9 protein-coding genes are annotated in these 11,913 nt (G+C 34.5%); 4 read left to right on the forward strand and 5 right to left on the reverse strand.

The window, feature by feature from the left end:
- Nucleotides 1–219: 219 nt before the first annotated feature.
- The 4 genes from BKP45_RS22905 to BKP45_RS03935 form a co-directional block, all read right to left on the reverse strand.
- Nucleotides 220–609 (reverse strand): hypothetical protein, encoded by a 390-nt coding sequence (locus tag BKP45_RS22905; protein ID WP_071388433.1) that lies wholly within the window; start codon nt 607–609, stop codon nt 220–222.
- 26 nt (nt 610–635) lie between these two features.
- The gene (locus BKP45_RS03925; RefSeq protein ID WP_071388434.1) at nt 636–1,832 is read right to left on the reverse strand and encodes a ParM/StbA family protein; all 1,197 of its coding nucleotides are present in this window, start codon (nt 1,830–1,832) and stop codon (nt 636–638) included.
- Nucleotides 1,833–2,310: 478 nt separating this feature from the next.
- Nucleotides 2,311–4,329, reverse strand: coding sequence for a methyl-accepting chemotaxis protein (locus BKP45_RS03930; RefSeq protein ID WP_071388435.1), 2,019 nt, complete (start codon nt 4,327–4,329; stop codon nt 2,311–2,313).
- 13 nt (nt 4,330–4,342) lie between these two features.
- A complete protein-coding gene (locus BKP45_RS03935) occupies nt 4,343–5,614 on the reverse strand; it encodes an ABC transporter substrate-binding protein (protein ID WP_084787586.1) in 1,272 nt (423 codons plus the stop codon).
- A gap of 295 nt (nt 5,615–5,909) precedes the next feature.
- Between BKP45_RS03935 and BKP45_RS03940 the strand changes: the two genes are divergently transcribed.
- A complete protein-coding gene (locus BKP45_RS03940; RefSeq protein ID WP_071388436.1) occupies nt 5,910–6,449 on the forward strand; it encodes a DoxX family membrane protein in 540 nt (179 codons plus the stop codon).
- 310 nt (nt 6,450–6,759) lie between these two features.
- Here BKP45_RS03940 and ilvD read toward each other — a convergent pair whose 3' ends face one another.
- The gene (gene ilvD / locus BKP45_RS03945; protein WP_071388437.1) at nt 6,760–8,427 is read right to left on the reverse strand and encodes a dihydroxy-acid dehydratase; all 1,668 of its coding nucleotides are present in this window, start codon (nt 8,425–8,427) and stop codon (nt 6,760–6,762) included.
- A 212-nt stretch (nt 8,428–8,639) separates the two neighbouring features.
- Between ilvD and BKP45_RS03950 the strand changes: the two genes are divergently transcribed.
- From BKP45_RS03950 to ahpF, 3 genes are all read left to right on the forward strand, one after another.
- Entirely contained in the window at nt 8,640–9,365 is a 726-nt protein-coding gene (locus BKP45_RS03950) for a DUF421 domain-containing protein (protein ID WP_071388438.1), read from the forward strand.
- 429 nt (nt 9,366–9,794) lie between these two features.
- Complete coding sequence (gene ahpC, locus BKP45_RS03955; RefSeq protein WP_071310519.1) at nt 9,795–10,358, forward strand: alkyl hydroperoxide reductase subunit C; 564 nt, start codon at nt 9,795–9,797, stop codon at nt 10,356–10,358.
- A 15-nt stretch (nt 10,359–10,373) separates the two neighbouring features.
- The gene (ahpF, locus tag BKP45_RS03960) at nt 10,374–11,903 is read left to right on the forward strand and encodes an alkyl hydroperoxide reductase subunit F (protein ID WP_071388439.1); all 1,530 of its coding nucleotides are present in this window, start codon (nt 10,374–10,376) and stop codon (nt 11,901–11,903) included.
- Nucleotides 11,904–11,913 lie beyond the last annotated feature (10 nt).

The raw sequence follows: 11,913 nt of genomic DNA on the forward strand, positions 1-11,913 counted from the left end.
AGATATGAGAGAAAAAAAACTTCAAAAATTCTATACTTTCTTACTTTGCTAAAAAAAAGGAGAGGTAAGACTCTCTCCTTAGGTTTAAAGATTACATATTTTCAAGAACACAAAGCAATACCAGGTGTTACTCGGCATCACCCACCACAAACCTTTAGGTATCACTAAGTAACACCAGGTATTACTTAGTGAGGCTTAGTATTATTTAGTGACGCTAGATCACAACCAAGATTCGATATCTTCATCGTCAATATCTTCTTCTGTTTCAGCTTTATTTTTTTCCTCTTCATTTGTTATATCTGTTTGTTCAGCATTTGAAGATGGTGGTATAGGTGTTTGTTCTTCTAATGTTGCAGCTATTTCACTATTTACTACCGGATTGGCTGCTTCATTGTTCACATTCGAAAAATTAATGCCAGAAATGTCACGGTTTGCAGGTATAAAATTTTGTAAGTTTCTTACTCCATTTTCCCTAATTTCATTTTCTATTAAATATCGAATAGAATCCATTAAGTTAGATTGGCTATTAATCCAATTTAATATTTCTTCTGCTTCAGTTTTTTTCGTTTTTAAGCTGATATTGTCACCAGCTTTTTTTTGTTTTTTCATTTCTTCTCACCAAACCCTATTAAAAATTAAACGCTTTGTTTTGCTTTACTTTTTAGGGTACTATAAATTTTCCCACGAACAAAAGCATCAAGTCCTTGGGCATTCATGATTACCGCATACTGAGCTGGAATATATAATAGCTTTATTTCACGCTGGTCACACAATTCTTTTAACATCGGGTAAAGTACCGAACGCATTAAGATGCTTCCACCACCATACACACAAATGACGTCAATTTCATTTCTAGCCTTTGTTAACTGTTTTCGAATGTTTTGTAGAATTTGCTTTGCTTGTCCTTCAAGTGGTCTTTTTAATGTTTTGATTGCTCTAGCGTAAAACTTATGATTAGGATTTTTAATAACATCACTAAAAAATTGTCTTGGGCTATCTGGAAGGTGAATCAGTTTATTAAACTCAGCTAGCGCTTCTTCAATTGCATAACCCGCTCCATGGTTGCTGCCATGGACAAACTGACGCAAAAATTTATTTCCTTCAGTAATTGGATACTCAGTCGAACCATCACCAATATCTGTATGGAGAATTCGCTTATCTTTAAAATAACTGCCGTTAAAGTCTTTTTTGAAATCATAAGTTTCAGAGAACTCTTTGAAAATATCACCTTCTCTCCAATTACCTTCTTTATCCTTTTGGAGAGTAAAGATTACCGGTGTAGCCTCAGGTATTACTTTTGTAAAATCAAAAGTTACTTTGACTGCAACGCGTTGCTTTCCTAGATGTACAGTCACATGATGCGCTGCACCCATAAATCGTTTTTCAAATTTAGACGAAGATTCATCCGTATGCTGTGTGATCGGTAATGCAGCCGCCATGTCGACTTGAACATCCATTACCTCAGGAATTTTTTTCTCATCCTCGTATGCCTTTTGAACTGCAGCTGCTGCAACTTGTGCTAATGTATTAACAACCGGTAAATCCATATCACATTTCTGATCAATTCCTACTTCCATATTATCTAACAATTCCCCACTCTCAAGAGCAAACTTCCCAATATAATACATACCTGGCTTTGCAGAAGGAGAATCGATTGTAACTACCAATTGATCTTGAAGATTTTTGATAAAACTTTCTGGAGCTTGCTCCTCGCTCCATGGTAACTCATCAACTACACAATTTACGTTTGGTTGTTGTATTAACCTCCCATCAATAATAATATCATGCTCACTGTTGCCATTATCGTTCCCAACAAAAAAGTGATACTGCATAAATATTGCCTCCCTACTAAACTATTATTTTATTTTTCTATTTTATTTAAAGGATGTATTACCTAGTAATACATGGTGATGTTTAGTAATACTTCATATTATTTTTTGGGGTATTACGCAAATGAATGAAAATCTACCTACATCCTATCAATATAAATAATTCCATCTTAATCCTAGAATCTCCTTCAAGCATATATACAATAAGTGAATAAAAGTGATATTTGATAATATTTCCTTTCATTCTTTTTACAAAAATAAGCTACTTCTATATAAAGCAAAGCTTTTTTCCTGTTGGAATTACTTTATGTACAAAAAGAGAACATTGATTAGAAACTAAAGCAATGCTCTCTTTTATCTTAAGTATTACCGAAGAAAAATCAACTCTTCTATTTGTGTACTTTTCATGCTTGTGAACTACTCACCACTTATCCAACGTTACTGTCTGATTGAAGTGAGAGAATTCTTTTCGGAAACCTTGTTAAACTTTAAACTTGCTAATTGAATGATTTAAATGGTGTGCTTCTTCTGCTAAATGCTCTGAAGATTCTTTTAGTTGATCTGCTGACTTTGCTTGTTCCTCAATGGAAGCGGTAATTTCTTCGATTGACGCAGCGGCTTGTTGTGTGATAGCAGCAATTGATTCAATCGCTCTAATGGTACTTTCTTTCTGTTGATCCATATCTTTTATACTTACATATAAAGTATTGAATTCATTCATCGTTTGGTCAAGTGATTTTAAAATACTGTGAAATACGTCGTTTACATTCTCTACAGAGGTTTGTTGAAGATCAAATATATTCATTCCTTCATTTACTTCCTTTACCATTTGAGAAGTTTCTTTCTTTATGTCAGCTACAATTTGTGCAATTTTTTCAGTTGCTTCATTTGTATTCTCTGCCAATTTACGAACTTCTGTAGCAACAACAGCAAACCCCTTACCAGCATCTCCAGCTCTTGCGGCTTCAATTGACGCGTTTAATGCTAATAAATTCGTTTGTTCACTTATTTCACGAATAACCTTAATAAAATTCGAAATCTCCGATACTTTTCCTTCTACTAAGATCGTTTCATTTTTTATTTTTTCTGATGATTGTTTGGATAAATTAGCATGTTCCGTTAACTCATTTACGACTTTAATTGCACCTGAACTAACATGATGAACTTGTACAGAGTTTTCTTTGACAATGTTTAACCTTGTTTGAACATCATTAATTTCATTCACGAACTGTTGCATAATTTTTTGAACCTCGCTCACTTCATGAGCCTGTTCCATAGCTCCCGTTGCAATTTCATTAGCAGCTGCCTTAATTTCTTCTGTCATTTCAGCAGAATGCTTAGCTAATTGATTAAGGTTGTTCGTATTATCTGAAACAGATAAACCGACTTGGTTTGAACTTTTGATCAAAGAACGAATCGTTGAAATCATATGATTAAAGCCTTGTGATAATTTTCCGATTTCATTTTCACCTTTTATTTCAGATGTCTTTGTAAAATCTCCATTTTCAATATTTTTCATGATCCCAATAATATGATCTAGAGGTTTTGTAATTCCTCTAGCCACAAATAAACCAATGATAATACTTAAGACACCTAAAGCAATTCCTGCAACTATAAAAATAATAGAAAGATTACGCATTTCACTCATCAGTACCCGAATTGGAACCTCAGTGAAAACCTTCCAACCATTTGTAGTCGTTGCAAATGAAACCATATTGCCTTGACTATTCAATAATCCACTATAGTTGTTTTTACTATGACTAAGAATAAAATCATTTGTATAATTAGTTCCAACTATTTCTGAATTAGAGTGACCAAAAATAATTTGATCACTGTTCAAAAGATAAGCATTACCTTCTTCACCAATCTCTAAATCTGTATAAAGACTAGCAAATGATTGTTGCGGAAGTTTAAATAAGATGACTCCACTAGGTGTTCTAGAATTATAAAAGGACATTTTCCTTGCCATATATACTTCATTAAAATTATTGTCGATTCCCGTAAACCAAAAAGGTTTTCCATCGCTTTCTAAAATGGTTTGAAATAACTCAGAGCTCGGAAAATCCCCTCTTGAAAAGGTTTCATCGACACTATCATTACCATGTCCACCATATAAATAACTGCCATTCACTCCGTAAATTCGAATGGAATCGATTTCTTGTTTTGAAAGAGCCATTTGTTCAATCACAGATCTAGCTCGACTATAGCTTTCTTCATCGTACTTCGTGCCAATTGTTTCCGAAATATCTCTATTTGTGATAATCGAAACACTTACATCTTCTATTTCGAGAATTTTTAAATCAATATTAGCGGCTACTTGTTGAATAAATTGTTTAGAGTAGAAACCAGCTCGATCTAAAACGACACTATAACTTGCAAAATAAGCGATAGTTAACATGATTGTTAAAGGTACGACAACCAAAATTAAAAACCAACCAATTAATTTATGTCTTAAAGAAATGTTGTTTATCTTGTTTATATTTGATCTTTTTCTGTCCAAAACATTCACTCCATTACTGGATACTCTGTATATCCTGTTGTAAATTCGTTAAAAACTGTTCTCTCGTCGTTTGACCTCTTAGGTATCTTTGGATATTTTCAAAGACGAGATTTGCATTTTCGGAAGGAAAGCTACTCCAATACCAGCCCGCTGTTTTTCCCTGATCAATATAGGTTTGAAGAGATGCGGTAATATCACCTAGTTTTTTGGCATCGTAATCAATCGTCGTAAACGAAGGGATGTACTCTAAATCATTTACGATAAAGGATTTACCTTCCTCAGACGTAATCAACCACTCAATAAACTCAATTGCTTCTTCTTTTACAGGGGATTGGTTATTGACGATCCAATAATTTGGGACTCCTACCATAACATAATCGTGACCTTTATCAGAGATCGGAATGGGCATTATTCCAAGATTTATTTCGGGGTTTCGTTCATTTATCATAAACTGTGTCCAATTCCCTTGTTGCATCATTGCTGCTTCTCCATTTGCTAGCTTCTCGACTTGAGTTTGATAGTCGGTGGATAACGGGTTTCTATTTCCATACTGAATCGTTAAATCAAGCCATTCGACCCACGCATTCATCGTTTCATCATTTGATAGATCAATGGTCCCGTCTAAAATACCTTCAATATACTCGTTTGGCGTTTCATGACTTGCCAAAGCAATATTAAAACTATGATTTCCAAGAATCCACCATTCTGCATACCCATTTGAAAAAGGAGTTACACCAATTGCTTGAAGTTTACGAGCCGCTTCTCTTAATTCAGAAATAGTCGTTGGGATCGTTGTGATTCCCGCCTTAGCAAATAAATCTTTATTGTAAATGTAACCGTATGCTTCTAATGTGATCGGTATACCATAAATAGTTCCATTAACCGTTACACCATCTGTACTCCCTTCTACTGTATCTTTGATCCACGTAAAATCATTTAATGGTAAAGCGATGTCTTCCCAAGGTTCAAACGATAAATAGGCTTCTGTTGTAAAAATATCAGGAAAAGTTCCTAAGCCAAATTTGGAATTTAACTCTACATCATAACTAGAACTAATCGCTCCAAGCGATTCAAATTCAATTTTTACATCCGGATGAAGACTTTCATATAATGCTGCTAATTCTTGTAATCTATCAGCAACTTCAATTTTTCGATCAAATATTCGAATCGTTACTTTTTCATCTTGCGGTTTTTCTTCTTGTATTGATAATACTTGATCTCCTCTGTTCGAACAGGCAGAAAAGATAGTTAAAAGCAATACAAGCCACATACATTTTCTAATCACTTGTTGACCCTCCTAAGCTGACATTCTACTGTATTTTTCTTGATATTTGGGAAGATTTTATTACTATACCATACTAAAATAATAGAAAACCCGATTAAATTTCGACAAATTTATCGTAGCAAATACTTATTTACAATTTTTCTTGCACATGGTAAACTTTTCTGCATAAAGTAAAGATATCTTTAAGTATTTGAAATCCTTAGTGGAAAAAACTACTTTTATTTTTTTGTCCAAAAAGTTGCCCTAAGGAAAAAATAATGTCTTAAGGAAAGATATGTTTAGGAGGAAGCTAAAAATGCGAGTATTAAAAAATATAGGGGTATTTTCATTACTAATTGTTTTCATGCGTGTTCTTTTTGGTATAGGTTGGTTATTAGCTGGAGCGACAAAAATAACAGGAGGTCACTGGTTTAAAGAACCTGGTATATTTTTAAGAAATTATTTAATCGATGCACTACAACATCCTAATACACCACCCTTTTATAAAATTTTCATTGAGAACATAGCTTTAGAAACGGTCATGATTTTGAACTATACGATTCCAGTAGTTCAGATTATGCTTGGACTATTTCTTATAGTAGGATTATTTACTATACCTTCTACACTCATTTGCTTATTTATGCACATTAACTTCATTCTTTCTGGAAATATGAATTTGATCAGTCTTATTCTTTATACAACTGCATTTTCATTAATTATTTTCAGGCTAGATGCCTATCATTTAAGCCTAGATAAATATTTTCATATAGACATTCTAAAGACCTTTAAAGAAAGAAAAAAGAAAAAAATGGTCACCATGATCCCTAACAACGAAAAACTATCTACTAATTCATAATTACTTGCTATTTAATGAAACATCATTGAGCCAATCCAATAGAACAATCCAAAAATATTAAATAAAATCAATGCATACAACAATACTTTCGAAGTTTTCAACTTATTCCCCCCAATATTAACCTGTTTTATTAATAAGAAAAACATAATAAATATTTCTATAGACTTGTTATCGTAGGCGAGTGTCTTGATGACTTGCTTATACTATCACACATTATATACTTCTAAAATAAAAAACCGTCTACTTTGACGGTTTTTTATTACAGAGTCATCTTTTCCACTTTAAAAAGCATCACACCTCGTTTTTACCGCTAATCTGTTACAGCCCCTTCTGAAGCAGAAGATACTAAACGAGCATACTTAGCTAACATTCCTCTTAACTTTTGCTCTGGTGGCGACCAATCCTTTAACCTTTCAGCAAACTGCTTTTCAGAAACGTTGACAGAGAGTTCCTGTATTTCACTATCGATCGTAATCATATCACCTTCTCGGATTAACGCAATGGGGCCACCCACTTGTGCTTCAGGGGAAATATGCCCAACAACTAACCCATGTGTTCCTCCAGAAAAACGTCCATCTGTAATTAGGCCTACTTCTTCTCCAAGGCCTTTTCCAACTACAATCGCCGTAATCGACAACATTTCAGCCATACCTGGTCCACCCTTTGGACCAACATAACGGATAACGATGACATCTCCAGGATTAATTTTATTATTTAATACCGCATCTGTAGCCGCCTTCTCCGAATCGAATACACGCGCAGGGCCAGTAATTTTTTTTATTTTTAGACCAGACATTTTCGCTAATGCACCCTCAGGAGCTAAATTCCCTTTTAAGATCACTAACGGTCCTGTTTTTCGTTTCGGATGTTCAAACGAAATGACTTTTTGTCCCTCTTTTAAGTGAGATACTTCGGAAAGATTTTCTTCAAGTGTCTTTCCAGTAACTGTCATACAATCTCCATGTAATAGCCCTTTATCAAGAAGAAGTTTCATGACAGCAGGAACACCACCAACTTTAGATAATTCCTCCATGACATACTTACCACTTGGTTTTAAATCAGCAATGTGGGGCACGTTTTTACGAATACGTTCAAAGTCATCTAAATTAAGATCAACCTCTACAGTATGCGCTAATGCTAATAAATGAAGGACAGCATTTGTAGATCCACCGAGTGCCATGACAACCGTAATCGCATTTTCAAAAGCTTTTTTTGTCATGATATCTTTAGGATAAATTCCTTTTTCCAATAAGTTCATGACTGCTTTTCCAGCTTTTATGCAATCCTCTATTTTTTCATGATCTTCAGCAGGATTTGATGAATTTCCAGGTAAACTCATTCCCATTGCTTCGATTGCAGAAGCCATTGTATTTGCTGTATACATTCCACCACAAGATCCAGCACCTGGACATGCGTTACATTCAATCTTATGAAGTTCTTCTCTATCAATATCGCCATTATTATACTTTCCTACAGCCTCAAAAGCAGAAACAATATCAATATCTTTCCCATCGATTTTTCCAGCTTTGATCGTTCCACCATAAACGAAAACTGCGGGTAAATTTAAACGACCTATTGCAATCATACAACCAGGCATATTCTTATCACAACCACCAATAGCAACAACACCGTCATAATTTTGTGCTCCAACAACGGTTTCAATTGAATCTGCAATTACTTCCCGACTAGGTAATGAAAAACGCATTCCTTCCGTTCCCATCGATATGCCATCTGAAACGGTAATTGTATTAAATATGAACGGCGTTGCACCCGCTTCCAAAGCACCCTCTTTTGCTTTTCTTGCTAACTCATCAATGTGCATATTACAAGGTGTTACCTCACTCCATGTACTAGCAATACCAATAAAAGGGTTAGAAAAATCTTCATCTTTTACTCCCATTGCTCTTATCATCGCTCGATTAGGGGCACGATTAATATCATTAAAAACACTACTACGATTTTTTCCATGATTATTCATAAATACAATCTCCTACCTTAAAATTTAAATATTTTTTAGTATGCCTAAAGTAGTGCACTGTTACTCCTACCTTATTTATCGAAATAAATATTCGGCCTTAAGATGTGTATTAATCTATTAAACCTTGGAAACAATGGTAGGGTAATAATTTAATAGATAAGGAGGTTAAAAGCTTTAAGGCTAAGATAACACTTTAGAGGATGATGCAAAAAATGATTGAATTTGTAAAAGATACATTCTTAGTACTAGGTAGAATTTTTACAATTATACCCTTGTTACTATTTATCACTTTATTTATGGGGAAGCGTGCCATTGGGGAATTACCTATATTTGATTTTTTAATTATCGTCATTTTGGGAGCAGTTGTTGGAGCCGATATTGCCGATCCTGATATTAAGCATTTTCCAACTGCGATAGCTATCATTTCAATAGGGATCTTTCAAAGGATTATCGCAAATTGGAAGATATCGAACCGAAAAGTAGGTAGATTACTTACATTTGAACCTACAGTGGTTATACAAAACGGAAAATTTTTAAACAAAAATCTAAAAAGAATTCGTTACTCTATTGATAATGTACTTCAGATGCTTAGAGAAAAAAATGTATTTGATATTACTGAAGTTGAAACAGCCATTATTGAACCTAATGGGGCTTTAAGTGTGTTGAAAAAAACACAAAAACATCCAGTTACACTAGAAGATATGAACATACTAAAAGCAACATCTACAATTTCCTTTCCCATTATCATAGAAGGAACGATGTATTCAAGTGTCTTAAAAGATCTAAATTTAGATGAGACATGGTTACAACAGCAATTAGTTCATCAAGGAGTTTCTGACATAAAAAAAGTCTTTTTTGCTTCTATAAACCGTAAAAATCAATTACATATTTCCTTAAAAGATGAAAATAATATAACGGTCCCACCTATAAAACACTAATAGATTTACTCGCATATCCATTAACTTTGCTTTATTACAGATACTTAAATTTGTGCAAACGAATATATTTACTCTCTAATTGAGAAAGATAACAATATATTATTCCTTTACTTGACCATTTGATTTAATAAATATTTACATTTTTTCTATGATTTATAAAAACAATAACTGTTTTTAGAACTAATTATTACAAAGCATATAACTTCACTTTTACTTGCAAGTTGGCTTATAATACTTTGTAAATCAACGATTCAAAATAGCAATTGAATAAATCTAAATATTTTTTTGTATTTCCATTGACAAAATAACAAATTTTATATAATAATATATATGACATTAGAATTATTATAAATAAATAGTTTAAACATTGGATGAAACATCCAAACAGACTATTTTAAATTTAAAACCACATTTTAGGAGGAATTTATTATGTCATTAATCGGAACTGAAGTATTACCATTCGCAGCAAAAGCTTTCCAAAAAGGTGAATTTCTAGATGTTACTGAACAAAACTTCAAAGGTAAATGGAGTGTTGTTTGCTTTTACCCAGCAGATTTCACATTCGTATGTCCTACTGAATTAGAAGATCTACAAAACGAATATGCAGCATTAAAAGAACTTGGAGTTGAAGTATACTCTGTATCAACTGATACGCATTTTACACATAAAGCATGGCATGATCATTCAGAAGCTATTGGAAAGATCGAATACATTATGATTGGTGACCCATCACAAAAAATCTCTCGTAACTTCGAAGTACTAAACGAAGAGGAAGGTCTTGCTGATCGTGGTACTTTCATCATTGATCCAGATGGTATCGTTCAAGCCGTCGAAATTAATGCAGGTGGTATTGGACGTGATGCAAGTATTCTTGTTAACAAAATTAAAGCAGCTCAATATGTTCGCAATAATCCAGGTGAAGTTTGTCCAGCTAAATGGGAAGAAGGTTCTGCAACACTTAAACCAAGCCTTGATCTTGTAGGAAAAATTTAAGGAGTTCGATAAATCATGATACTAGATGCTGATATAAAAGCACAATTAGCCCAATATCTTCAATTGATGGAGGGCGATGTGCTACTTAAAGTTAGTACAGGAACGGATGATGTATCTCGCGACATGCTGGCTCTAGTGGATGAATTAGCCAGCATGTCTTCCAGAATTAAAGTAGAAAAAACTACATTAGATAGAACACCGAGTTTCAGTGTCAATCGTATTGGCGAAGACACTGGAATAGTTTTTGCTGGTATCCCTCTGGGGCATGAATTTACTTCATTAGTATTGGCTCTACTGCAAGTAAGCGGAAGAGCCCCAAAGGTAGATCAGAAAGTCATTGATCAAATTAAAAATATTAAGGGCGAATATCGCTTCGAATCATATATTAGCCTTACTTGCCACAACTGCCCTGATGTTGTGCAAGCACTAAATGTGATGAGTCTTATCAACCCTGGAATTTCACATTCCATGATTGACGGGGGTGCTTTCAAAGAAGAAGTAGAAAGCAAAAATATTATGGCAGTACCAACCGTTATCCTAAACGGGGAATCATTTGGTAGCGGTCGTATGTCACTCGAGGAAATTCTTGCTAAAATTGGTAGTGCCCCTGATGCGTCAGAATTTGCTGATAAAGCTCCTTACGATGTACTTGTCGTTGGAGGTGGTCCAGCCGGTGCAAGTGCAGCAATCTACGCAGCGCGTAAAGGTATTCGTACAGGTATTGTTGCTGAACGCTTTGGTGGCCAGGTTATGGACACGATGGGTATAGAGAACTTTATCTCTACGAAATACACGGAAGGTCCTAAACTTGTAGCAAGCCTAGAAGAGCATGTCAAAGAGTATGACATTGATGTCATGAACTTACAGCGTGCCAAAGGTTTAGAAAAAAAGGACTTCATCGAACTTGAACTTGAGAATGGTGCTGTTCTAAAAAGTAAAAGTGTCATTATCTCAACAGGTGCTCGTTGGCGTAATGTCGGAGTTCCTGGTGAGCAAGAGTTCAAAAACAAAGGTGTAGCATACTGCCCTCATTGTGATGGTCCATTATTTGAAGGAAAAGATGTAGCTGTAATTGGCGGTGGTAACTCCGGTGTTGAAGCAGCGATTGATCTTGCAGGAATTGTAAAACATGTGACGGTTCTTGAATTTATGCCAGAATTAAAAGCTGATGAAGTCCTACAAAATCGTCTAAACAGCCTTCCTAACGTAACCGTATTAAAAAACGTTCAAACAAAAGAAATTACTGGAACAGACAGTGTAAACGGTATTTCTTACATTGATCGCGATACAGAAGAAGTGAAACATATTGAATTACAAGGTGTGTTTGTTCAAATCGGGCTTGTACCAAATACCGATTGGTTAGGCGGAATCGTTGAACGGAATCGTATGGGCGAAATTATTGTAAATAAACATGGTGCAACAAACGTTCCAGGAGTGTTTGCTGCAGGTGATTGTACAGATAGTGCATATAACCAAATTATTATTTCCATGGGATCAGGAGCTACTGCATCATTAGGTGCATTTGATTACCTAATCCGAAATTAATGATTGAACA

Source organism: Anaerobacillus alkalidiazotrophicus, assembly GCF_001866055.1.

What these genes read in the sequence shown, in the direction of transcription:
- BKP45_RS22905 (WP_071388433.1), bottom strand. Translation starts at nt 609, where the DNA reads ATGAAAAAACAAAAAAAAGCTGGTGACAATATCAGCTTAAAAACGAAA.
- BKP45_RS03925 (WP_071388434.1), bottom strand. Translation starts at nt 1,832, where the DNA reads ATGCAGTATCACTTTTTTGTTGGGAACGATAATGGCAACAGTGAGCAT.
- BKP45_RS03940 (WP_071388436.1), top strand. Translation starts at nt 5,910, where the DNA reads ATGCGAGTATTAAAAAATATAGGGGTATTTTCATTACTAATTGTTTTC.
- ilvD (WP_071388437.1), bottom strand. Translation starts at nt 8,427, where the DNA reads ATGAATAATCATGGAAAAAATCGTAGTAGTGTTTTTAATGATATTAAT.
- BKP45_RS03950 (WP_071388438.1), top strand. Translation starts at nt 8,640, where the DNA reads ATGATTGAATTTGTAAAAGATACATTCTTAGTACTAGGTAGAATTTTT.
- ahpC (WP_071310519.1), top strand. Translation starts at nt 9,795, where the DNA reads ATGTCATTAATCGGAACTGAAGTATTACCATTCGCAGCAAAAGCTTTC.
- ahpF (WP_071388439.1), top strand. Translation starts at nt 10,374, where the DNA reads ATGATACTAGATGCTGATATAAAAGCACAATTAGCCCAATATCTTCAA.